19 protein-coding genes are annotated in these 24,439 nt (G+C 53.4%); 11 read left to right on the top strand and 8 right to left on the bottom strand.

Annotation, left to right across the window (positions count from 1 at the left end):
- Nucleotides 1-145: 145 nt before the first annotated feature.
- Nucleotides 146-1,090, bottom strand: coding sequence for a 2-hydroxyacid dehydrogenase (locus tag ACM5QY_RS15805; protein WP_416121692.1), 945 nt, complete (start codon nucleotides 1,088-1,090; stop codon nucleotides 146-148).
- A 212-nt stretch (nucleotides 1,091-1,302) separates the two neighbouring features.
- Complete coding sequence (locus ACM5QY_RS15810) at nucleotides 1,303-2,973, bottom strand: fibronectin type III domain-containing protein (RefSeq protein WP_416121693.1); 1,671 nt, start codon at nucleotides 2,971-2,973, stop codon at nucleotides 1,303-1,305.
- A 482-nt stretch (nucleotides 2,974-3,455) separates the two neighbouring features.
- Between ACM5QY_RS15810 and glgX the strand changes: the two genes are divergently transcribed.
- Nucleotides 3,456-5,738: a glycogen debranching protein GlgX gene (glgX, locus tag ACM5QY_RS15815; protein WP_416121694.1), complete on the top strand. Its 2,283-nt coding sequence runs from the start codon at nucleotides 3,456-3,458 to the stop codon at nucleotides 5,736-5,738.
- A gap of 60 nt (nucleotides 5,739-5,798) precedes the next feature.
- Here glgX and apbE read toward each other — a convergent pair whose 3' ends face one another.
- Both apbE and smrA read right to left on the bottom strand, forming a co-directional pair.
- Nucleotides 5,799-6,848: an FAD:protein FMN transferase ApbE gene (gene apbE / locus ACM5QY_RS15820; RefSeq protein ID WP_416121695.1), complete on the bottom strand. Its 1,050-nt coding sequence runs from the start codon at nucleotides 6,846-6,848 to the stop codon at nucleotides 5,799-5,801.
- Between the two features lie 106 nt (nucleotides 6,849-6,954).
- Entirely contained in the window at nucleotides 6,955-7,521 is a 567-nt protein-coding gene (gene smrA / locus ACM5QY_RS15825; RefSeq protein ID WP_416121696.1) for a DNA endonuclease SmrA, read from the bottom strand.
- A gap of 224 nt (nucleotides 7,522-7,745) precedes the next feature.
- Between smrA and ACM5QY_RS15830 the strand changes: the two genes are divergently transcribed.
- Complete coding sequence (locus ACM5QY_RS15830) at nucleotides 7,746-8,561, top strand: mannosyl-3-phosphoglycerate phosphatase-related protein (protein WP_416121697.1); 816 nt, start codon at nucleotides 7,746-7,748, stop codon at nucleotides 8,559-8,561.
- Nucleotides 8,562-8,678: 117 nt separating this feature from the next.
- A complete protein-coding gene (locus ACM5QY_RS15835; protein WP_416121698.1) occupies nucleotides 8,679-9,899 on the top strand; it encodes a glycosyltransferase family protein in 1,221 nt (406 codons plus the stop codon).
- Nucleotides 9,900-9,989: 90 nt separating this feature from the next.
- Here ACM5QY_RS15835 and ACM5QY_RS15840 read toward each other — a convergent pair whose 3' ends face one another.
- On the bottom strand, nucleotides 9,990-11,015 hold the full coding sequence (locus ACM5QY_RS15840) for a TerC/Alx family metal homeostasis membrane protein (RefSeq protein ID WP_416121699.1): 1,026 nt from the start codon (nucleotides 11,013-11,015) through the stop codon (nucleotides 9,990-9,992).
- A 437-nt stretch (nucleotides 11,016-11,452) separates the two neighbouring features.
- Between ACM5QY_RS15840 and ACM5QY_RS15845 the strand changes: the two genes are divergently transcribed.
- Together ACM5QY_RS15845 and uspE are read left to right on the top strand one after the other, a co-directional pair.
- Nucleotides 11,453-12,208, top strand: a complete 756-nt coding sequence (locus ACM5QY_RS15845; RefSeq protein ID WP_013575564.1) for an FNR family transcription factor — start codon at nucleotides 11,453-11,455, stop codon at nucleotides 12,206-12,208.
- A 154-nt stretch (nucleotides 12,209-12,362) separates the two neighbouring features.
- Nucleotides 12,363-13,322 carry a universal stress protein UspE gene (gene uspE / locus ACM5QY_RS15850; RefSeq protein ID WP_416121700.1) on the top strand — a complete coding sequence of 320 codons (960 nt, stop codon included), beginning with the start codon at nucleotides 12,363-12,365 and terminating at the stop codon, nucleotides 13,320-13,322.
- A 65-nt stretch (nucleotides 13,323-13,387) separates the two neighbouring features.
- Here the strand turns inward: uspE and pntB are convergent, their stop codons facing one another.
- Nucleotides 13,388-14,779 carry a Re/Si-specific NAD(P)(+) transhydrogenase subunit beta gene (pntB, locus tag ACM5QY_RS15855; RefSeq protein ID WP_416121701.1) on the bottom strand — a complete coding sequence of 464 codons (1,392 nt, stop codon included), beginning with the start codon at nucleotides 14,777-14,779 and terminating at the stop codon, nucleotides 13,388-13,390.
- Between the two features lie 10 nt (nucleotides 14,780-14,789).
- Complete coding sequence (pntA, locus tag ACM5QY_RS15860) at nucleotides 14,790-16,316, bottom strand: Re/Si-specific NAD(P)(+) transhydrogenase subunit alpha (RefSeq protein WP_416122901.1); 1,527 nt, start codon at nucleotides 16,314-16,316, stop codon at nucleotides 14,790-14,792.
- A gap of 536 nt (nucleotides 16,317-16,852) precedes the next feature.
- Between pntA and ydgH the strand changes: the two genes are divergently transcribed.
- Complete coding sequence (ydgH, locus tag ACM5QY_RS15865) at nucleotides 16,853-17,806, top strand: DUF1471 family protein YdgH (protein ID WP_416121702.1); 954 nt, start codon at nucleotides 16,853-16,855, stop codon at nucleotides 17,804-17,806.
- Nucleotides 17,807-17,897: 91 nt separating this feature from the next.
- Here ydgH and ACM5QY_RS15870 read toward each other — a convergent pair whose 3' ends face one another.
- Nucleotides 17,898-19,010, bottom strand: a complete 1,113-nt coding sequence (locus ACM5QY_RS15870) for a dipeptidase (protein ID WP_416121703.1) — start codon at nucleotides 19,008-19,010, stop codon at nucleotides 17,898-17,900.
- Between the two features lie 250 nt (nucleotides 19,011-19,260).
- On the opposite strand from ACM5QY_RS15870, the gene ACM5QY_RS15875 reads away from it, so the two are divergent.
- Genes ACM5QY_RS15875 through ACM5QY_RS15895 form a run of 5 tightly spaced genes read left to right on the top strand, consistent with a single transcriptional unit; the run spans nucleotide 19,261 to nucleotide 24,389 of the window.
- A complete protein-coding gene (locus ACM5QY_RS15875; RefSeq protein ID WP_416121704.1) occupies nucleotides 19,261-20,856 on the top strand; it encodes an ABC transporter substrate-binding protein in 1,596 nt (531 codons plus the stop codon).
- Nucleotides 20,853-21,866, top strand: coding sequence for an ABC transporter permease (locus tag ACM5QY_RS15880; protein ID WP_416121705.1), 1,014 nt, complete (start codon nucleotides 20,853-20,855; stop codon nucleotides 21,864-21,866). Before ACM5QY_RS15875 ends, ACM5QY_RS15880 begins: the two co-directional genes overlap by 4 nt.
- Nucleotides 21,863-22,789, top strand: a complete 927-nt coding sequence (locus tag ACM5QY_RS15885; RefSeq protein WP_416121706.1) for an ABC transporter permease — start codon at nucleotides 21,863-21,865, stop codon at nucleotides 22,787-22,789. Before ACM5QY_RS15880 ends, ACM5QY_RS15885 begins: the two co-directional genes overlap by 4 nt.
- Nucleotides 22,789-23,619: an ABC transporter ATP-binding protein gene (locus ACM5QY_RS15890; protein WP_416122902.1), complete on the top strand. Its 831-nt coding sequence runs from the start codon at nucleotides 22,789-22,791 to the stop codon at nucleotides 23,617-23,619. The genes ACM5QY_RS15885 and ACM5QY_RS15890 overlap by 1 nt, the downstream gene beginning before the upstream one ends.
- Complete coding sequence (locus tag ACM5QY_RS15895) at nucleotides 23,616-24,389, top strand: ABC transporter ATP-binding protein (protein ID WP_416121707.1); 774 nt, start codon at nucleotides 23,616-23,618, stop codon at nucleotides 24,387-24,389. Before ACM5QY_RS15890 ends, ACM5QY_RS15895 begins: the two co-directional genes overlap by 4 nt.
- Nucleotides 24,390-24,439: the final 50 nt, after the last annotated feature.

Genomic DNA, 24,439 nt, shown 5'->3' on the forward strand with positions numbered 1-24,439 from the left:
CGGTCTGTAGCTATGCCAGACAAATAAGAAAAAGCGGTTACTTATGCTTTTTCCGACTATAGCCCGTCCGGATGATTTTCAGCATCCATAAAAAAACGCCGGCAGGCGGCGTTTTCTCTCAGCATCGGGCAAATAAATCAGCGGATTATTCAGGCACCGGCGTCATGACCGGCTTACCTGAAAAATGTGCATCCAGATTGGACAGCACCAGCGTCATCATATTTTCGACGGATTCCGGCGAGCGTCCGGCCACGTGCGGGGTCAGAACCAGATTATCCAGCGCCAGCATTGCTGGCGGAACTTTCGGTTCACCGTCCACCACATCCAGCGCGGCTCCGGCGATTTCGCGGCGTTGCAGACTGGCGATCAGTGCGTCACTGTCCACCACGCTGCCCCGTGAAATGTTAATCAGATAACCGTTTTCCCCCAGGGCTTTCAGCACCTGCGCATTCACCAGCCGGGTGGTATTGGCACCGCCCGGTGTGGCGACAACCAGATAATCCGCCCAGTCCGCCAGTTCGGTCACGCTGTGGAAATAATGGTACGGGCTGTCATCCTGCGGACGGCGGTTGTGATACCCCACTTCCATATCAAACCCACCGGCGGCGCGGCGGGCAATCTGCGCACCGATGTTGCCCAGCCCGATAATTCCCAGCCGTTTGCCGGACATTCCGTCCACGTTCCAGCGCGTTTTTTTCCATTCACCGGCGCGAACGGCCGCATCGAACTGCGGAATTCTGCGGGTGATCGCCAGCATCAGCGCCAGCGTATGATCCACAACCGAAGAACTGTTGGTGCCGGGGCCGTGCGTGACCTGAATGCCGCGCTGTTTTGCCGCCGCCAGGTCAATATGTTCAAAGCCGACGCCCTGCGCGCAGATGATCTCCAGCGCGGGCAATGCGGCGATTTCTGCCGCGCTCACGCCGAGGGTACCAATGGTTATGATGGCGCGAATGGTCTGTGCGATGTGAGGATCAAGGTTTGCACGTTGCGCCGGCGTGGTGGCGAAATGCAGAGAATATCCGGCTGCTTCAAACCGGTCAGGATAGCCCGCATCAAGGTCGATGTGGCTCAGCAAAGCGATGGTCATGGAGGCTCCTAAATGCGTCTTAAACACGGCAAATGACGTTTTGCGCCCGCCCTGTTTGTAACGGGTCAGAGTGAATATCAGCGAAGGCCACCGCCATGTACAGAAGTTAAGCTTTGCAGAATGATACAGACGAAAAAATGCCGGTGTGACGGGTTCACACCGGCGAAATGACACAATACGAAAAAATGATGAAATGAATTTCTGGCAGCGGATTACACCGCCTTATGGCGATATGTCGCGATAATCTTGCTGTAGGCGTAGGACTCGGTACCTTCGTAAGTACATTGATACAGATTGTTGTGATCGCTGGTGTGACACATTTCCAGGCCCTGATTGTAATCACGGGTCGCATCCCAGCCGGAGATAGTGCCGAAGTTGTATTTTGTCGCCAGGTCGATCAGTTTTTTCATGTGATCCGTGGTGAAGCTCGGGCCGGTGTCGTTGATGCCAAACATCGGTGTCACACCAATGCGACGCCACAGTTTGGCATCTGACCACTCGGTGAAGACGGTTTTAATCTGACGATGCATCGCCAGCATCGACATTTCCACACCGGTATACATGTCCGGAGGCGGCGCGACGTCGCCAAAGTCCATCGACATGGCATTGAACAGTGCCGGCGAAATGCCCGCATCATGTACCATACGCACGAAATCAATCCCGAAGGACGTCAGTCCCTGCGAATCATCGGATGTCTGGCCGTCAACCGGCAGCGTGAAAGCGATTTGCAGCGACGGATTGTTTTTCTGCACCACCGCCATGGTCGCCAGTAAACGGCTGAGCATTTCAGTCTGCTGTAATGCGCCCCCTTCGATATCAAAATCGATATGGTTGACGGCATAGTTATCCAGCACGCCCTGATACAACGCGGCCAGTTCGCCCACGTCGGTAATGTGCTCTTCGAGGAAGTTGGAATTCGCCCCGCCGAAGGAAATCGCGACATCCCCCCCTGCTGCACGGAACGCCGCGATATCGGCTTTACCGTAATCAGAGACCGTCGCATCGCCCGTAAATTCCTGGCCGTAATCGCCAACGTTGGCATCAGTGATACTCACCAGCCCACCCCAGCAAGGACGATAATTCGGCGTGCCGTTGCCTGCATTCATGTCGGCAGTCGTGATAAAGCCCAGCGTATAGGCTTTCAGTCCTGACTCTTGACCGAAAACGCTCGGGCGTGGCGTCGGCCAGCCGGTGAAATCCATAAACGGTGCGTGGTTGAAGCTGTAATCACCCGAATCCGGCAAGGTTTTGTCGGTGGTGACATTCAGCGCGGGGGATTTAGCCGAGAAATTACCGGCCAGATCATAAGCGCGGACCTGCACGCTGTAGGCAGTTTGCGCCGTCAGCCCGACCAGCGTCACGGATGTACCGGTGGTTTTTTGCGTTTTGGCCACTTTGGTTTGGGTATGGGTGTAAGTGACTTCATAGCCGCTGACCATCACGTTATCGGTAGACGCCGTCCAGCCCACGGTCAGGGTGACCGCGCCGCTCGCCACCACTTTCACATTGACCGGAACGGTCGGTGCCTGAGTATCCGCCACCTGATCGGCCGCTTCGCCGTTGACTTTAAAACCCTGCGGCAGATTGCCGATGCTCACGCCAGTGTTGTTGCCGACCATAATGGCAAAAGTGCCTTTGCCACCCGCCGGGATCACGCTGCATGCGTCGATCAGCGTGCCTTTGATCGGGCTGCTCCAGGTATCGAACTGAAAGTTAATGTTTGCAGAAGCGCTCTGGGAGTTATCGAGCGTGAACTCAATCTTGCCGGATTCCAGATCGGACTCCGTCATATTAAATACGTCGATAAAACAGGCAGAGGACCAGACGTCGTCCGCATTTTCCCATGCGGCGGAAACCATATATTTTTGTTTGGTAGTGCTCATGAATCGTAACTCCGAAGATTGATGTAAGTGAGTGAATGACGGAAAGCAGACGATGATCGCGGGGTAAAATTCGTTGTCTCATCGCTCGCCGCTGCTTTCTCTGTGGCCAGTATCAGAGCCTGATTTCAAAAGAGAAAATCACACTGCATCAAAAAATGGCGTGAGGAATTAAGGCTTTATAATCAGTCGTTAAGAGGCAGATTTGTGATGCGCCGTGACCAGCAAAAACGTATCAATCAGGAATATTTTCATCACACTGATTTTTTGCGATGGCGCGTTAGATGCCTCTTTTTTGTCATCAGGTTTCTCTCCTGGAAAATCTTGATTTGCCGGTTAATGCACCGCTGGCAGGGGAAAAGCCGTAACTGCAACTACAATGATTTGGTAGCAACGGACAAGCGGCCCCATGAGCTGCGGATCTTTTTCGCTCTAATTCTTTCTCAGGATTTATTCTGATTGACCTGTTCAGGAGTGTGAAACGAATGGCAAAAGCCCAATCCGGTAAGACAACTAAACCCACCGCCACGACGGGAGAAGTCCGCACCGTCCCTTCCCACGCACAGGTTGATATCGCCGTAGACAGTTTGGGCGTGCGCATCATCCATCCTTACAGCGACGGCGAAATTGTCCGCAGTTTTGATTCCGGGCACACCACCCGCGTTCGTGAAGGATTGCCCGTCCCGCTCGGCGCGACCTGGGACGGTCTGGGCGTGAACTTCGCGCTGTTTTCCGCCAACGCCACAAAAGTTGAGCTGTGCCTGTTTAATGAAGCCGGCGAGCAATATGACGTGATTGAACTGCCGGAATACACCGACGAGGTCTGGCATGGCTATCTGCCCGACGCCCGCCCCGGCCTGCTTTATGCTTACCGCGTTCACGGCCCTTATGCACCGCACGACGGCCACCGGTTTAATCCGGCCAAATTACTGCTCGACCCGTATGCCAAACAGATTGTCGGTGAACTGAAATGGGACGACGCGCTGTTTGCATATGACCTGCAAAGCGCGAAGAAAGATCTGCACATTGATAACCGCGACAGCGCGGAATTTCTGCCGAAATGTCGGGTCATCGACCCGGCATTTTCCTGGGCACGTTCACGCAAACGCCATATTCCGTGGGAGAAAACGCTGATTTACGAAACGCATGTGCGCGGTTACACCATGCGTCATCCGGCGGTGCCGGAGCATTTGCGCGGGACATTCTCGGGGATGAGTACGCCGCACATCGTGGAATATATCCGCTCTCTGGGTGTGACGTCGGTTGAGCTGATGCCGGTTCATGCGTTCACCGATGACCGGCATTTGCAGGATAAAGGGCTGCACAATTTCTGGGGTTACAACACGCTGAGTTTCTTTGCGCCGCACCCGCAATATATGGCGACGCACACCGTGAACGAATTCAAGCAGATGATTGCCACCCTGCACGCAGCAAACATTGAGGTCATTCTCGACGTGGTTTACAACCACACGGCGGAAGGCAACGAACTGGGCCCCACGCTGTCGTTCAAAGGTATCGATAACGCCAGCTATTACCGCCTGATGCCGCACAATAAACGTTATTACATTAACGACACGGGCACCGGCAATACGCTCAATCTTAGCCACCCGCGTGTCCTGCAGATGGTGACCGATTCGCTGCGTTACTGGGCGACAGAAATGCAGGTCGATGGTTTCCGGTTTGACCTCGCCACCATTCTCGGACGGGAAAGCTACGGTTTTGACGAAGGCTGCGGTTTTCTCGATACCTGCCGTCAGGATCCGATCCTCAGTCAGTGCAAGCTGATTGCTGAACCCTGGGATTGCGGCCCCGGCGGCTATCAGGTCGGGGGGTTTCCGCCGGGCTGGATGGAATGGAATGACCGTTTCCGCGACACGGTGCGCAAATTCTGGCGCGGCGATGAAGGCCAGCTGGCGCAGTTTGCCACCCGCCTTTCCGGCTCGGCAGATTTGTTTAATCACCGGGGCCGCAAACCGTATGCGTCGGTGAATTTTATTACCGCACACGACGGCTTCACGCTCAACGACTGGGTGTCTTACGCCAGTAAACACAACGAAGCCAACGGCGAGAACGGCAAAGACGGCAGCGATAACAATATTTCGGCCAACTACGGCGTGGAAGGCCAGACTGATGATCCTGCCATTAACGCGCTGCGGTTGCGGCAGATGCGCAATATGCTGGCGACGCTGCTGTTTTCTCAGGGTACGCCGATGTTGCTGGCCGGGGACGAATTTGCACGCTCGCAAAACGGCAATAACAACGCCTATTGTCAGGACACCGAGATTGCGTGGGTTAACTGGAATATCGAGGAAAAAGGCCAGTCGCTGCTGCTGTTCACGTACCGGCTGATTGCCCTGCGTAAACGTTTTCCGATCCTGCACCGTGGCCGATTTCTTACCGGCGCTGTGCATGAAAAACTGGGTGTGAAGGATGTAAGCTGGTTCCAGCCGCAGGGCGAAGAAATGACTGACGCCGCCTGGAAAGATCCGCACGCAAAATGTATCGCGATGCTGCTCGATGGCCGCGCACAGCCCACCGGTTTATTGCGTCAGGGGTCGTTAAGTACGGTTTTGCTGCTGTTTAATGCTTCGCACGAAGATGTCGTGTTCACGCTCCCATCCGTGGCACACGGTGAAGGCTGGCGACATATTCTTGATACGTTCCAGCCCGACGATGTGAACGAGCATAACTTTGAATTTGGCCGCGAATACATTTGTACATCGCGGACCGTGGTGCTGTTTGAACTGGTGAGCACCGCCAAACACTGATGCCGCAATCCGGCGTCAGTGTCTGGCGGGGGAAATGGCAGATAACACAGGGTGAAACCGTTACTCAGGATCTTTCAGGTACGCTTTGAACTGAGGCGACATGAAGGTTTTGAAGGTATCGCCCTCTTTGGTGATGAGATAGACCGCCAGATGTTCTTTCTCAGCCAGCGCCAGCGCTTTGTGCGTGCCCAGCACCATCAGGCCGGTGTCCCAGCCGTCCGCTTCGAGCGCGGTCGGCGCAATCACGGTTGCCGAAACCAGCTTGTGGGTGATCGGTGCGCCGGTCGCCGGATCAATAATGTGCGATAACCGTTTGCCGTCGAGCTCGTAATAATTGCGGTAACTGCCTGAAGTGCTGATCCCCATGCCCTGCAAATCGACAATCGCCTGCACCGCCGTCTCTTTGTCTGTGGGTTTCTGAATCGCCACCTGCCACGGATTGCCCTTCGGATTGTGCCCGCGGGAAACCACCGCGCCGCCCACAGACACCAGATAATTGCTGATGCCATTACCTTCAATCAGGCGCGCCAGATGGTCGGTTGCATAGCCTTCGCCAACGGTCGAAAGATCGACATACATCCCCTGCAAATTTTTTTGCAGATATTGCCCGTCGCTCTGCTGGATCACTTTCAGGTGTTGCAAGCCAATACGCTGACGGGCATCCGCAATCTGTTGCGACGTCGGCATTTTCACCGGCTGTTTATCCGGCCCGAAGCCCCACAGGTTGACCAGCGGCCCCACGGTGATATCCATCGCACCGCCGGTCAGTTGACCAATGCGTATCGATGTCACTATCGCATCGGCCATCCCCGCGCTGATCGGCTGCGGGACATTGCCCTGATACTGATTAAAGCGCGACAGAACCGAGTCTTCTTTGTAGGTCGACAGCTCGTGGTCGTCTTCTCTGAGCTGCGCTTCGATTTGTTCACGCAGCGAGGCTTCCCGGTTTTTGTCCACTCCCGCCAGGCTGACACGGTAAAACGTGCCCATGGTTTTGCCTTCAATCACCAGTGCATCTTCGGGTTCAGACGCACCGCGATCGCAGGCAGACAGCAGGCTCACCGCACACAGCAACAGTGTGCAACGTAAATAAACCGGTTTTGGAAACATGAAAGTCGCTCGGTTGAGTGCCCGTCTCCGGGCAGAAAAAGTATCAGGACATTACGGGGTCGCGCTTAAACCATGACGCAACAAAGTTTCGGTTGAAGATCCCCGGTCAGCGGCTGCGTTTGGCGTGACGCTCCCAGTTTTCCTGTTTGGCCTGGGCCGTTTTTTTGAGCGCGACATAACAGGCTCCCGCACCGCCATCTTTCTGGATTGCCACACAGAAAGCCTGCACTTCATCGAGCTGTTTCAGCCATTTCGCGATGTAGCTGCGCACGATATTCGCGTGGCTTTCGTCTTCCCGGCCACGGCCGTGGATGATTAACAGCGTGCGTAGATTTTCCGCCTGCGCCTGACAGAAGAAGGTGAAAAGTTCCTGACGGCATTGTTCGACCGGTTTGCGCAGTAAATTCAGGCTGGCTTCCAGCGGATATTTCCCCTGCCGGAGTTTGTCGAGCACGCCCTGCTGCACGCCGTCGTGTTTGTATTCCAGTGGCTCATCGCACGGCTGGATATTCAGAAAGCCGGTTGTCAGCGGGTTTTCGCGTTTTTCAGCGATATCGGTGATTTCCGGTTTGTTCCCTGTGGCTGAGTTCCTGAGGTAGACCACCCGTTTATCCGACGCCAGAGGCTGTACTCCCGCCATTTCCTGACTGAATAAATCATCATCATCGCTCATTTTTTACCTCTTTTTCAGCGGTGGGACCGGGGGGAATTATCCCTGTAAACGCCCTGCGGGTAAAGCCGGGTTACGCTGGCTGCGCGCCAACGGCACACCGGTAAAGAATCCGGAAATGACCGGTTAGCCGGTAAAAGTCATTTTTGATTCTATACTTAGCTGCTGGGGCAGAAACGCATTCCAACCAATGCGCTTCTGTAACCCCGTTAAATTGAGGAGAAAAGATGCCGTACCTTGATGATCCTTTACTCATTTTTACTGACCTGGACGGGTCGCTGCTCGACCATCACGATTACAGCTGGAAACCCGCGCAGCCGTGGCTGGATAAACTGGCGGCCGCGAACGTTCCGTTGATCCTGACTACCAGTAAAACCTCCGCCGAAGTCACGGTATTACAGGCCGCACTGCACTTAACTCATCAACCTTTTATTGCAGAAAACGGGGCGATTATCCATCTGCCGCCGGCCTGGCAAACCTCCGGACAGGAACCGGTTCACGTCATGGGTGCCCGTTACCGTGATATCCGTCAGGCGCTGGTCGATTTGCGCCAGCGCTATGATTTTGAGTTTCGCGGCTTTGGTGACGTCACCGCTGAACAGGTGGCGGCCTGGACCGGCCTTTCAGAAACCGATGCGCAACGGGCGATGCAGCGTGAGGCGTCAGAGCCGCTGGTGTGGTTCGGCAACGACCTGGATTTTTCGCATTTGCAAAAATGTCTGTCCCGCGAAGGACTGGCGCTCACGCGCGGTGGCCGTTTCTGGCACGTCATGGGCACGGATGCCGGAAAAGGCCAGGCAGTGCAATGGTTATCAGCGCAATACCGGCAGCAACGCGGTTCGCCGGTGGCGAGTATCGGGCTGGGCGATGGCCCGAATGATTTATCGATGCTGGAAGCCGTGGATTACGCCGTGGTGATTAAAGGCCACCACGACCATGAAATGCCGCTAAACCCCCGGAACAATTCACAGGTATTTCGCACCACCGAATTTGGCCCGCACGGCTGGCGCCAGGGGCTGGATCATTTTATTACCCTTTCTTAAAGGGAGAATGTTTAAGGGAAAGTCGTTTATTCAATGTGTGCTTTGGCATTGTTTATCGTTTTTTTTACCGATAAGACTTCCAATAATTTTATCTATTCTAAAATTGGAGAATTCTGCATGAGCGATTTTTATCAGGATGGTGTAATCACTAATTTTCATAACCTGACGCACCGTAAAGTGGAAGAACTGGAATACGATTTGCAGGTGTTTTCAGGCCGCCGTTCAATGGGATTAATATTACCTTCTTTGTTTTCAGAACTTGAAGGCCCGGCGCTGACACATATTGTCGATGAACTGACAAAAGTGCCTTATCTGGAAGAAATCGTCATTGGATTAGATCGCGCAGACCGCGATCAATTTTTATTTGCCCGCGAATTTTTCTCCCGCCTGCCGCAACGTCACCGTATTTTATGGAATGACGGACCGCGTCTGAAAGCACTGGATGAAGAGCTTAAAAAGGAAAATCTTTCACCGAATGAACCGGGTAAAGGCCGCAACGTGTGGTTCTGCGCCGGGTATACGCTGGCCTCGCGGCGCACCTCCGTGGTCGGGCTGCACGATTGTGACATTGTCACATACAGCCGCGATATGCTGGCGCGTCTGATGTATCCGGTGGCGAACCCGAATTTCCATTACGATTTCTGCAAAGGCTATTACGCCCGCGTGGCGGACGGGAAATTTAACGGCCGCGTCGGACGTCTGCTGGTCTTCCCACTGCTCAAATCCCTGCAAATCGTTTATGGTCATTCAGATTTTCTGGAATATCTGCGCACCTTCCGCTATCCGCTTTCCGGCGAATTCGCCATGCGCACGCACGTTCTGAATGATTTGCGTATTCCGAGCGACTGGGGCCTGGAAATCGGCGTATTGTCCGAACTTCACCGCAATACCGCGACGCGCCGTATCTGTCAGGTGGATATCGCCGACAATTACGACCACAAGCATCAGCCGATGTCAGAAGATGACGCGACCAACGGGTTGCAGCGTATGAGTATTGATATCACCAAGGCGCTGTACCGCAAGATGGCGATTCTTGGCGTGAATATTACCAGCGAATCATTCCGCATTCTGAAAGCCACGTATTACCGCAATGCGCTGGATATGATTGACAGTTTCGAGAATGACGCAAAGATGAACGGCCTGTCGTTTGACCGCCACAGCGAGGAATCGGCAGTCGAACTCTTCTCCGGCGCAATTATGGAGGCGGGTCAGGCGTTTGTGGACACGCCAAGCGAAAAACCGTTTATTCCGAGCTGGAGCCGCGTGCAGTCGGCGTTCCCGGACATGCTGGATCGCATTCATGAGGCAGTAGAAAAAGATAACGAAGGCGACGTGTAACGCCTTTCAGGCCCGGATATCAGAAATGAAAAACGCTGCGAGGGCAGCGTTTTTTATGAGAACGGTTAAGGACTTATTACGGGCAAATAACTATGCGGATTCTTTTTTGCCGGGGAACAGCAAGCTGGCGACAATACCCAGCGCCAGAACGCCCAGAACCACGTAAAGGCTGGTTAATGCCTCGATTTCCACGCCGTGATGCCACAGGTGATTACTGGAGTTCAGCGCCAGTTTCGCCGCCACAAAGAACAGCAGGAAAATCACCGATTTCTCCAGATGCACCAGATACTTACGCAGCGCTTCCAGCACGAAATACATCGTACGTAAGCCCAGCACGGCGAACATCATGGCGGAATAAACAATCAGCGGTTCACGGCTGACGGCAATGACCGCAGGCACGCTGTCAAAAGCAAACATCAGGTCGGAGATTTCCACAACGGCAATACACAGCAACAGCGGCGTCGCGTAACGCACGCCCTTCTTCACCGTAAAGCTGAAACCCTGATTTTCCGGTTTCGCCAGTTCAGCTTCGACCTGCTCGCTGCTGACCAGAAAATGCGGCCCCACCAGTTTTGGGAACACCGGGAAGAAACGGCGCACCAGGCGGTTGGCGATATGATCCGAGTAATCATCATTCTCTTCGTCATCGTTACCTGCGCGCATCATCAGGATTGCAGTCCACAGGATCACAACGGCAAACACCATTTCAACCCACGGCCCCAGCGCCAGCAGGCTGGTGCCAATCACCACGAAAATCCCACGGAAGACGATTGCACCGATCACGCCCCAGTAAAGGATGCGGTGACGATACCCGTCAGGCACTTTAAACCAGGCGAAAATCGCCATAATCACAAACAGATTGTCTACCGACAGCACCTGTTCCAGCGCATAACCGGTCAGGAAAAGACTGGCGACCTCTTTGCCGTGATGAATATACAAAAAACCGGCAAAACTGAGCGAAACAGCTATCCAGAAGAGCGTCCAGATTGAAGCACTTTTCAGGCCAATCGGTTTGTGGCTGCGATGGGCGAAGATATCAATCAGCAACGCGACCACGGCCACGACCACGAAGACAAAGGTCGTTTCGAATGGGAATCCCAGAGAATCAGACTGCATTACACCTTTCCTAAAAATTAAACGAAAGCTAAACGAATCTGCGCATTGTATGCGGTTGCGGGACGAATGGGTATCAAAGTCGTTTGCAGGTGGCATTTTGTGCCATAATTCTGCCCCCCGATTTAAGGCCAAAAATTATCGCCCGCAGCCCTGAATAATTCATGGCCGGTGAATATTCTTAGGTGGCTATAAATTGATTCATACAGCTAATTCATTAAAATAGAATTATAATTCCCACAAATAATTTGATGCGGTTTTTAATCTCATTGATTCTCAATTCGACTTAATTCCCCGTTCAGATCAAAATATTCTGGGAAAAAACCTGTTTAAAAACGGGGTTTTTTAACATTTCGCTCTTTTCGCTTCATTCAGCTACTTATCACTCGCTGCAAAAGATGTTAAAATTGACCCATATCAATATTGCCAGAGTGACTATCATGATCCCAGAAAAACGTATTATTCGACGTATCCAATCTGGTGGCTGTGCTATCCATTGTCAGGACTGTAGCATCAGCCAGCTTTGTATTCCTTTCACCCTGAACGAGCATGAACTCGATCAGCTCGATAACATCATCGAAAGGAAAAAGCCGATCCAAAAAGGTCAGGCATTGTTTAAAGCCGGCGATGAATTGAAATCCCTTTACGCAATCCGTTCCGGGACCATCAAAAGCTATACCATCACCGAACAAGGTGACGAACAAATTACCGGTTTCCATCTGGCAGGCGATTTAGTCGGCTTTGATGCGATAGGTGGCTTACAGCACCCAAGTTTTGCACAGGCTCTGGAAACGTCCATGGTTTGTGAAATCCCGTTTGAGACGCTGGATGACCTTTCCGGGAAAATGCCGAATCTGCGCCAGCAAATGATGCGTCTGATGAGCGGTGAGATCAAAGGCGACCAGGACATGATCCTGCTGTTGTCTAAGAAAAATGCTGAAGAAAGACTCGCGGCGTTTATCTACAACCTCTCCCGCCGTTTTGCACAACGTGGCTTCTCTCAGCGTGAATTCCGCCTGACGATGACCCGTGGCGACATCGGTAACTACCTCGGTCTGACCGTGGAAACCATCAGCCGTCTGCTGGGACGTTTCCAAAAATCAGAAATGCTGAGCGTAAAAGGCAAATACATTACGATTGAGAATCACGAAATGCTTTCTCAGTTAGCCGGACAGTCTGCCCCCGTTTCTGCCTGACCGTTTTGATTTTCTTCTCATTGACTGGCGTCGGATCATCAGGGAATAATTTGTTGATCCGACTCAATTTCTCCGCTGTCCGATTGCTTAATCTTGGTTTACTCTGTACTTAATACACTGACCGCCGTTCTCTTACAGGTGTTAAGGAGTCCCCATGGCTAAGTATCAGAATTTACTGGTTGCTATCGACCCCAATCAGGATGACCAACCCGCACTGCGTCGCGCCGTTTATCTGGTACAACGTAACGGTGGCCGCATCAAAGCGTTCCTGTCCATTTATGATTTTTCTTACGAGATGACGACCATGCTTTCGCCGGATGAGCGAACCAGCATGCGTCAGAGTGTGATCAGCGAAAGGGAAGAATGGATTAAAGAGCAATGTCACTACTACGTCGACGCGGGCATTGCGATTGATGTCAAAGTGGTCTGGCATAACAAACCTTTTGAAGCAATTATTCAGGAAGTGATTTCCGGAAATCATGACTTGATTCTGAAAATGGCTCATCAGCATGACCGTCTTGAATCCGTCATTTTCACGCCGACGGACTGGAATTTACTGCGCAAGTGCCCTTGTCCGGTCTGGATGGTGAAAGACCAGCCTTGGCCGGAAGGCGGTAAAGCGGTGGTTGCCGTTAACCTTTCCAGTGAGGAGCCTTATCACGACCCGCTCAACATCAAACTGGTGAAGGAAACTATCGATCTTGCCAGCCATGTGAACCAGACAGAAGTCCATCTGGTGGGTGCTTATCCGGTGACACCGATTAATATCGCCATCGAACTTCCCGATTTTGACCCGAGCGTCTACAACGACGCGATCCGCGGTCAGCATCTGATTGCGATGAAAGCCTTGCGCCAGAAATTCCAGCTCGACGAAAAATTCACGCATGTGGAAAAAGGCCTGCCGGAAGAAGTCATTCCAGACATTGCGGAGCATCTGCAAGCGGGTGTGGTGGTTCTGGGTTCTATCGGGCGTACCGGTTTGTCTGCAGCGTTTCTCGGCAATACCACCGAACAGGTGATCGACCATCTGAAATGTGATTTGCTGGCCATCAAACCCGACGATTTCGAGTGCCCTATTACGGCGGACGATGAAGAAGAAGATGACGAAGATTAACGTCTGAAAGACAGATAAAATAAAGGCCAGTCAGCAGACTGGCCTTTTTCATTACTGCCGGACAATTACAGCGCGCGCAGGATTTTCTCTACGCTTTCTTTCGCATCGCCAAACAGCATTTGCGTATTTTCTTTGAAGAACAGCGGGTTCTGTACGCCGGCGTAACCGGTGTTCATTGAACGTTTGAACACGATAACGTTCTGCGCTTTCCACACTTCCAGCACCGGCATACCCGCAATCGGGCTGCGCGGATCTTCCTGCGCTGCCGGGTTCACGGTGTCATTCGCACCGATAACCAGCACAACGTCAGTATCGCTAAAGTCGTCGTTGATCTCGTCCATTTCCAGCACGATGTCATACGGCACTTTCGCCTCAGCCAGCAGCACGTTCATGTGGCCCGGCAAACGCCCGGCAACCGGGTGAATACCAAAACGCACCTTGATGCCTTTCGCGCGCAGTTTAGCCGTGATGTCGTGCACAGGATATTGCGCCTGCGCCACCGCCATGCCGTAGCCTGGGGTGATAATCACTGAACTGGCGTTTTTCAGCATATCCGCCACGTCTTCAGCTGACGCTTCATGGTATTCACCCATTTCTTCCGCATCACCGGTAGAAGAACCGTCAGTGCCGAAACCACCGGCAATCACGCTGATGAACGAACGGTTCATCGCTTTACACATGATGTAAGACAGGATCGCACCGGAAGAACCCACCAGCGCACCGGTAACAATCAGCAGGTCGTTGCTCAGCATGAAACCTGCTGCCGCTGCTGCCCAACCGGAATACGAGTTCAGCATCGACACCACAACCGGCATATCCGCACCGCCGATGGAGGACACCAGATGCCAGCCAAAGCCCAGCGCGATAAGGGTCATGATCAGCAGTGCCAGAACTTGCAGGCCCACGCTTTCAGTGCGAACGAACGTCACCATCAGCACGAAAGAAACGACCAGCGCCGCCAGATTCAGCTTATGACGGTGTGGCAGTGCGAGCGGCTTGGAAGAGAAAATCCCGCGCAGTTTGCCAAACGCCACAATGGAACCGGTGAAGGTCACCGCACCGATGAAGATCCCGAGGAACACTTCGGTCAGATGGATGTTTTCCATCACGCCTTCCATCGGCACAGCACCGTGATCCAGATAGCTGTTAAAGCCTACCAGAACCGCCGCCAGACCCACGAAGCTGTGAAGGATTGCGACCAGCTCAGGCATTTCGGTCATTTCGACTTTACGTGCCAGATAAACGCCAATCGCACCACCGATCACCATTGCCACAATAATCCAGCCCACATTGCCGGAGTCAGGCCCCAGGATGGTGGCGACAAGCGCGATAGCCATCCCGGTGACACCGAAAATGTTACCCTGCTTTGATGTTTCATGTTTTGACAGCCCCGCAAGGCTGCAAATAAACAGAATAGCGGCAACAATATATGCTGCTGTAACTAAACCCCCAGACATATGTTATTCCTTAGTTCTTGCGAAACATCTTCAGCATGCGCTGAGTGACGGTGAATCCGCCGAAAATATTGATACTGGCAATCAGAACGGCAATAAAGGACAGGAAACTGACCCAGCCGCCATGACCGATTTGCAGCACGGCACCCACCACGATGATCCCTGAAATGGCGTTAGTGACCGACATTAACGGGGTATGCAGCGCATGACTGACGTTCCAGACCACGTAATAACCGACCACGCAAGACAGCGCGAAAACGGTAAAATGGGACAGGAACTCTTTCGGAGCAACATTCGCCAGCCAGCCAAACAGCACGATGGCGACGGCCATGATGATGTATTTGGTCCACGGATTAGCCGGTTTTGCTTCTGCTTTCACTACCGGTTCAGCGGCTTTCACTTGTGGCTGTGCAGAAACCTGAATCGGCGGCGCAGGCCAGGTCACTTCCCCGGTTTTCACTACGGTCACGCCACGCACAACGGTATCGTCGAAATCAATTTCGATTTCGCCGTTCTTCTCTTTGCACAGGAGTTTCAGCAGGTTAACCAGGTTAGTGCCGTAAAGTTGGGAAGACTGGGTCGGCAGACGGCTTGGCAGATCGGTGTAACCAATGATCTTCACACCGTTTTCAGTGGTGGTGATTTTGTCCGCAACGGTCAGCTCACAGTTACCGCCGGTTTGCGCCGCCAGATCGACAATGACGCTCCCCGGTTTCATGGAGGCGACCATTTCTTTGGTGATTAGCTTGGGTGCCGGACGGCCAGGGATCAGCGCAGTAGTCACGATGATATCCACTTCTTCGGCCTGCGCCGCAAACAGCGCCATTTCCGCTTTGATGAACGCTTCGGACATCACTTTCGCGTAACCGTCACCGCTACCGGCTTCTTCTTCGAAGTCCAGTTCCAGGAACTCCGCACCCATACTTTGTACCTGCTCTTTCACTTCAGGGCGGGTATCAAACGCACGAACAATAGCACCGAGGCTGCCAGCAGCGCCAATGGCGGCCAGACCCGCAACGCCGGCACCGATAATCATGACTTTTGCAGGCGGGACTTTACCTGCGGCGGTGATTTGCCCGGTAAAGAAACGGCCAAATTCATGCGCAGCTTCAACAATCGCACGGTAGCCGGCGATGTTCGCCATCGAGCTCAGAGCATCGAGAGATTGCGCGCGGGAAATACGGGGTACGGAATCCATTGCCATCGCCGTCACCTGACGGTCGGCAAGTTTTTGGATCAGCTCAGGATTTTGCGCAGGCCAGATAAAGCTGACCAGCGTGGTTCCTGCCTGTAATTTGTCAATTTCATCGTTTTCAGGCGCATTCACCTTCAAAACGATATCTGATCGCCAGACATCATCGCCAGTGACGACCGAGGCTCCCGCTTCTTCATACGCGGAATCTTCAAAGCTGGCTAACTTACCGGCACCTTGTTCGATAGCCACCGTGAAGCCGAGTTTAAGCAACTGTTCCACCGTCTTCGGCGTGGCTGCAACCCTGGCTTCATTGGTCAACCGCTCTTTTGGTACACCAATACGCATAGTATTCCCTTCACCCTTTTCATTGATGATTTGTGTCATCGACATAACAATTCAATTACCAACCTGTCGGTTATATAAACGACCGAAAATCTGTTTTTGCAGGCTGGGTATAACCTACTGAATATCTAATCAATAATCTACGTATCGCAGCGATAGTCAGACAATTAATAATAAAAAAATTGATATGCTCCGCAAACCTGCTGCAAACCTTGAGAAACAGGCCCTTATTTCACCTGAGAATCCTATTTATACCGGATCAATCACTCAGGTCAGTGTCACTCTACCCGCCCGGCGCGGGCATAAAAGTTAGAAAATAGTGAATAATTAACATTTATTTCACTACTTGGTTTATTCATCAAACTTATATAAGTTAAGGGCAGTAAAAAAAGAGGTGTGTTATCTCGATACCGCTCGCATTATTGCCATAAATTGCTGAGACACTCAGCATTGTTACATGCAATAATCGGCCGCTAACCTGTTACACATCAAGAATTCAGCACGTTTCAACATTACAGCGCAAGGTGAAAGGATTTTTTATGAAGCTGACAAAAACGATCATCGCATCGGCCCTGTTTTCTATTTCTGCGCTGTCCGCAGCACATGCCGCGCAGGAAATTAGCCCGCAGAAAGCAGCCGCCATCAAGCCTTTTGATCGCATTGTTATTTCCGGGCGATTTAACACGCTGGGCGACGCGTCTGACGCGGTCTCCCGCCGTGCCGATACGCTGGGTGCAGATTATTTCTATATTCAAGATACGAATACCACTAACAATAGCGGTAACTGGCGCGTAGTTGCAGATATCTATAAAAAAGATGCGCCTGAAGTCAGCAATGACCCACACTATCGCGTGATTAACGGCGTTGTAGAGCTTCCAAAAGACGTCGCTTACGGCCTTGAGCCTTTTGATACTGTGACTGTCAGCGGTTTCTACCGCAGCCAGCCAGACGTTAATGATGCCATCACGACGGCCGCGAAACAGAAAGGGGCTTACTCTTTCTTCATCGTGCGTCAGATTGATGCCAACAGCGGCGGCAACCAGTACATCACTGCATTCATCTATAAGAAAGATGCGCCGAAACGCGTTGTTCAGTCTCCGGATGCTATCCCTGCAGATTCTGAAGCAGGTAAAGCCGCGCTGGCAGCCGGCGGTGCAGAAGCGAAGAAAGTTGAAATACCGGGTGTGGCCTCTTCCGGCAGCCCAAGCCGTGATGTTGGCCGTTTCTTCGAAACGCAGACTTCTACTGGTAAACGTTACACTGTCACAGCAACCAACGGTGCAAAAATTCAGGAAGTGAACGACGTGACCGCCGCGCAGATGGTGCCGTTTGATTCCACGTCCTTCACCGGTCACTTCAACAGCACCACGGACGTTTCGCAGGAAGTGGCGAACCGTGCTGCGGCGAAAGGCGCCAAGTTCTACCACATTACCCGTCAGTGGCAGAACAAAAGCGGTGGCAACCTGACCGTGAGCGCAGACTTCTTCAAATAAGTCTGATCAGCGCAACAAAGCAAAAGGCAGCCTTTCGGGGCTGCCTTTTTACTTTCTGCCATTCACGTCGCTGCGTAGTTCTCAGCGAACGTTATTTTCCCCAGGTTCTTTCCAAAACGTTCACCCAGTTTTTGTAGCAAATCTTCTCGAGCAGCGCCTGCCCGTAACCTGCTTCGCGTAATGCGTTCACCAGCACCGGCAAACCACGCACATCTGCCATAAACGGTGCCATCGACGCGCCGTCGAAATCAGAGCCAAAGCCCACGGCGTCTTCACCCAGATGCTCCACCAGATAATCCACGTGGCGCACCATAATATCGGTGCCGGTATCGTCGCTTCTTTTGCCGTCTTCACGCAGGAAGGGCACGGCGAAGTTCAGCCCGACAAAACCGTTACTCTCTTTGATGGCAGCCAGCTGTTTGTCGGTCAGATTACGTGACTGCGGACAAATGCTGAATGCGTTGGAATGGCTGGCGACCAGCGGAGCATCACTCAAACCGGCAATCTGCCAGAATCCCTTCTCGTTCAGATGCGACAGGTCAACCATGATGCGCTTTTGATTACAGGCTTTCACCAGCCGGACGCCCGCCTCCGTCAGCCCCGGCCCGGTATCCGGCGAGGTCTGGTATTTGAACGGCACGCCGTGGCCGAAAATGTTCGGACGACTCCAGACAGGCCCCAGTGAACGCAGCCCCATGCTGTACAGCACGTCCAGATTATACAAATCCTCATCAATCGCTTCCGCGCCTTCGATATGCATAACCACAGCTAATGCATGGTTATCAATAGACTGACGGATTTCCTGCGCCGTGCGGCAGATTTTCACCTTTCCCTGTGACTGTTCTTCAATTCTGAGCAAAAACGCCATCATGCCAAATGTGACATCGCGTGCAAAATCGAAAGAAGGTGTCGGCGAAAAATCAGGATGTTTTTGAGTCCCTTCCACAAGGAATCGCGTGTCGACTGAGCGATCAGGCACGCTATTTGCAATGCCTGTGTCAGGAGTGGGCACCCACGCGGCAAACAGGCCGCCGGCGAAGCCCGCTTCACGACAGCGCGGCAGGTCTAATTGTCCGCTGGCGGGGCCCTGAAGGAATGCGCGTTCAGGATTTTGACGATGTTCTTTCCAAAGCTGTAGCAAAACATCGTTATGTCCATCAAATACCGGCATTAGTTCTTCGGTTCCGTGCGCTACGTTATTCATAAAAAAGGTCTACCTTTGATTAAGCATGGCTAAGACAACGAAGATTTGCTCAGACGGAGTGCATCACCTGCGAACGATTGCACCAACGAAGAACAAACACAGTACGCTTCAGATTAGTTTTTTCGATACGAAACGTCGACAGGTGCGTAGCAACGTTTTTTCATTTAAGCCCGTTGTCTGAGTCTGCGTCAAGGGTATGACAATGTAATTTTTAACTTTACTTATATATATCAATACTATGGGAGTAGTTATGGTTACCAGGCGTCAATTTGTTACCGGTTTCTCTGCAATACCTGTGCTGTCATACCTTAAATTTGATGCGGTGTTTGCTGCAACGCCCGCGTCAATTCTGGTGATGGCGATTCAGCTCGACATCATTACCAGCCTTGATCCGCATGAAAGTTTTGAGTCCGTGGGCAGCGAAGTGACCGGCAATATGTATCAGCAACTGGTGAAACCCAAGCTGGCCTCCCCTGATGAAATCGAAGGCGATCTGGCCCTTTCCTGGACCTCCTCTGACGATAAAAAAACCTTTACCTTCAAACTGGATCCGAAAGCCAAATGGGCTGACGGCAAACCGGTTACCGCTGAAGATGCCGCTTTTTCCCTGCAACGCGTCGTAAAACTGGATAAAAGCCCGGCTTACATCATCAACCAGTTTGGTTACACCAAAGAGAATGTCGATAGCCTGATTACTGCACCAGACGCAGAAACGCTGGTGATCAAAACCGCTGAACCGGCTTCTGAATCCTTCCTTTTATATTGTCTGACGGCCAACGTCGGCAGCATCGTGCAGAAGTCCGCCTGTCTGGCCAATCAGGTGGGTGAAGATCTGGGTAACGCCTGGCTGAAGAAAAACAGCGCCGGTTCCGGTGCTTTCAAACTGCGCGACTGGAAAGTCAGCGAATCCGTCATTCTCGAAAGCAACAAGAACAACCCGCACGCAGGCAAAATCCAGCGCATCATCATGCGCCATATCGTTGACCCTTCCGCCCAGTTGTTGATGCTGCAAAAAGGCGACGTGGATATCGCCCGTAACCTGACGACCGAACAACTGCGTCCGCTGATGAACGACAAAAACTTCACGCTGGTGCGCAAAGGTATCGCCGGGACTTACATGCTTTCCGCCAACACCGCGCACCCTAACCTCGCGAAACCGCAGGTCTGGCAGGCGCTGAAATGGGCGGTTGATTACGAAAATATTCAGCAGCACATCGTGCCGCTGACGCACAAAATCCACCAGAGTTTCCTGCCTGAAGGTTTCCCGGCAGCGGTCAATACCCTCATGTACAAACGTGATGTGACGAAAGCCAAAGCACTGCTGGCCGAAGCCGGTTTCCCGAACGGTTTTGAGATCACGCTGGATCACTATTCCGCTTCACCTTCTTCTGACATCGTGCAGGCATTGCAAGCCAACCTCGCCGAAGTCGGGATAAAAGTGACGCTGCTCGCCGCCGAAAGCCGTCAGGTGCTCACCAAAATGCGCGCACGTCAGCAGCAACTGGCGCTGACACAATGGGGCGCAGATTACTTTGACCCGAACTCTAACGCCGAAGCATTTTGCAGCAACCCGGATAACACCGACGCCGCGAAAAGTCGCACGCTGGCCTGGCGTTGCAGCTGGCAGGACAAAGAGATTTCTGACCTCAGTACCAAAGCGCTGAAGGAATCTGATCCGGCCACCCGCATCAAACTCTATGAAGAATTGCAGACCAAACATATGGAAAACAGCCCGTTTATCATCATGCTGCAACCGACCATGACCGCCGCCTGCCGTAACGTGATTTCCGGTGTGGTATTGACTGTAATGAGCACCAGCCCCTACGAGAAGGTTGTTAAAGCGTGAGCAAGAGACTCAATGGTTTTCTGAGTACCTGCATCAGCGTTTGTCTTACTTTGTTTGGTCTGTCGGTGGTGACTTTCTTTATCGGTCGCGTGATGCCGACGGACCCGGTTCTGGCTGCGGTGGGCGACAATGCACCGCAGGCAGTCGTCGAACGGGTTCGTCATGAAATGGGGCTGGATCAGCCCCTCTGGATGCAGTTCTTTCACTACATCAGTCAGGTCTTTCACGGTGATTTAGGCCGGTCTGCCCTGACGTCCAATCTGGTCACCACAGATATCGCGCGTTTCTTCCCGGCCACGCTCGAACTGGCCACGGCGGCCATTATTATTGCGACTATTGTCGGCATCCCGCTGGGTGTCTGGGCGGCGACGCGTCAGGGAAGCTGGATTGACCAGACCATCCGCGTGGTGTGTCTGGCCGGTCACTCGCTGCCGGTATTTGTGCTCGCGCTGCTCAGCCTGCTGATTTTTTACTCCGCGTTAGGTATCGCGCCCGGTCCGGGCCGTCAGGACATCATCTATCAGGATATGATCCCGCAGGTCACCGGTTTACTGACGGTTGATTCCCTGCTCGCCGGTGATATGGGCGCGTTTTGGGATGCGCTGGCGCACATGGTTCAGCCGGTGCTGATCCTGGCGTATTTCAGCATGGCCTACATCACGCGTATGACCCGTACCTTCATGCTCAACGCGCTCGGCGGCGAATACGTCATCACCGCCCGCGCCAAAGGGCTGTCAGCGCAGCGCGTCATCTGGAAGCACGCGTTTCCGACCGTGGGCGTTCAGCTGATTACGGTTCTGGCACTGACTTACGCCGGTTTGCTCGAAGGCGCCGTCGTCACGGAAAACGTCTTCTCGTGGCCGGGCCTCGGGCAATATCTCACCGTGTCATTGATGAACGCCGATATGAACCCGGTCATCGGCTCTACGTTGCTGATTGGCGCTATTTACGTGCTGCTTAACCTGCTGGCCGACCTTCTCTACCGACTTTTGGATCCCCGCGTAACATGAGCATTTTACCTGTCACACCACCACCCCGCGCAGGCAGCCGCGACTGGCTGCTGGCGGATACGCCTCACACCCGCACGCAAGCGGTCTGGGGGCGCAGATACCGTATCTGGCTCGGCCTGCGCAAAAATCCACTGGCGATCACCGGCCTGTTTACCGTGCTGGTGGTTCTTCTGATTTCACTCTGTGCGCCGTGGCTGACCAGCTATGATCCGGGTGCGCAGGATCTGGCGCACCGTCTGGCGAAACCGTCGTCCCTGCACTGGCTCGGCACCGATGAACTGGGCCGCGACACGCTGAGCCGTATTCTTTACGGCGGACGCATCACGCTGGGCATGGTGATTATCGTCGTGGCGATTGTCGCGCCAGTTGGCCTGCTGATCGGCTGTGTCGCGGGCTATGCCGGCGGATTGCTGGATCGCATTCTGATGCGCATCACCGACATATTTCTGGCTTTCCCGCGTCTGATTCTGGCGCTGGCCTTTGTCGCGGCACTCAGGCCCGGCATCGAAAGCGCCATTCTCGCCATCGCCCTCACCGCCTGGCCGCCGTATGCCCGTCTGGCGCGCGCCGAAACCATGCAGGTGCGCGGCACGGATTACATCGCGGCCTGCCGTCTGACCGGTGCCACACCTGCCCGCATCGTGCTGCGCCATATCATGCCCCTGTGCGTGCCGAGTCTGGTCGTGCGCATCACGCTGGACATGAGTTCGATCATTATCACCGCCGCCAGCCTGGGTTTCCTGGGCATGGGCGCACAACCACCGTCGCCGGAATGGGGTGCGATGATTGCCACCGCACGCCGTTTTCTGTTCAGCGAATGGTGGGTGCCCTTGATTCCGGCCATTGCCATTTTCGTGACCTCTCTGGCGTTTAACTTTCTCGGCGACGGGCTGCGCGACGTCCTCGACCCTAAGGAAAAATGATGCTGGTTGATATCAAAGATCTGCATATTACCTTCCAGACCAACAGCGGCAGTTTCGATGCCGTTCGCGGCGTTTCGCTCTCTCTGGGTAAGGAAAAGTTCGGTATTGTTGGCGAAAGCGGTTCAGGGAAATCCCTGACTGCGCGCTGTCTGATGAACCTGCTGCCGTCCAGCGCGAAGTGCCGCGCGGAAACGCTGTCTTTTGACGGTATTGATTTACGTAACGCCAGCGAAAAACAGATGCGCCAGATACGCGGAAAGCGCGTCGGCTTTATCCTTCAGGATCCGAAATACTCGCTCAATCCGGTGATGCCGGTGGGTAAACAGGTGGCCGAAGCCTGGCAGACGCACAAAGGCGGTTCGAAGAAACAGGCGATGAACGCCGCCATTGACCTGCTTGATCAGGTAAAAATCCGCGAACCGCATAAAGTGGCGCAACGTTACGCGCACGAAGTGTCCGGCGGAATGGGCCAGCGCGTGATGATTGCCATGATGCTGGCACCGGATCCTGAGCTGATGATTGCCGATGAACCGACCAGCGCGCTCGATGCCACCGTTCAGGCGGAAATTCTGCGATTGCTCGATGATCTGGTATCCAGCCGTGGCATGGGCCTGATTCTGATCAGCCACGATTTGCCACTGGTCTCGAAATTTTGCGACCGCGTGGCGGTCATGTACGCCGGGCGCATCGTCGAGACCTTACAGGCCGGCGATCTGCTGAAAGCCCAACATCCTTACACGCGCGGGCTGCTGGAGTGCCTGCCATCGCTGAAACATCCGCGTGACAGACTGCCGGTGCTGGTGCGTGACGAAGCCTGGAAAACCTCATGACAGGAAAATCCCCGTATTTAGATAACAGCAAAATCATCCTCAATAACCTGCGCATTGCTTTCGGTGACACCGAAGTGGTCAAAGGCGTCAGTTTCAGCGTGGCCCCCGGCGAATGCTTTGGCATTGTCGGCGAAAGCGGCTCGGGAAAATCGACGATTTTGCGCGCGCTGGCCGGGCTGAATCAGTCGTGGTCGGGTGAAATGGTGATTGGTGGCGAAGACCAGATGCCGGTGCGGCAGAAGCGATTTTTCCGCCGTGTACAAATGGTCTTTCAGGATCCATATGGTTCGCTGCATCCGCGTCAGACGATTGACCGTATTCTGAGTGAACCGCTGATCGTTCACGGTTTCCTGAATATCGAAAAACGCATTACCGATGCTCTGACCGAAGTCGGCCTCCCGCAGGCCGTGCGTTTTCGTTTCCCGCACCAGCTTTCGGGCGGGCAGCGTCAGCGCGTGGCGATTGCACGGGCGATGATTTCAGAGCCGGAAATCCTTCTGCTCGACGAACCGACATCCGCACTGGACGTCTCGGTTCAGGCTGAAATTCTGAACCTGCTGAGCGATCTGCGTGAGCGCCGCAAACTGACCTATATTCTGGTCAGCCACAATCTGGCCGTCGTTGCGCATCTTTGCACCAGCATTGGCGTCATGATTGGTGGTGAAATGGTCGAGCTTCTGAGTGCCGACGATTTGCGGACAGGCAACGTCACCCATCCGCACACAGCAGAGTTAAGATCGTTAAGTCTCAGTTTAGAGGAGCCTGAATAGCCCCGTCGGTTATTTCGGTTACCACGGGCAGTCCGGGCTGCCCACCTTAT

The sequence above is a fragment of the Rahnella sp. PCH160 genome (genome assembly GCF_047784855.1).
Lineage (GTDB): Bacteria > Pseudomonadota > Gammaproteobacteria > Enterobacterales > Enterobacteriaceae > Rahnella.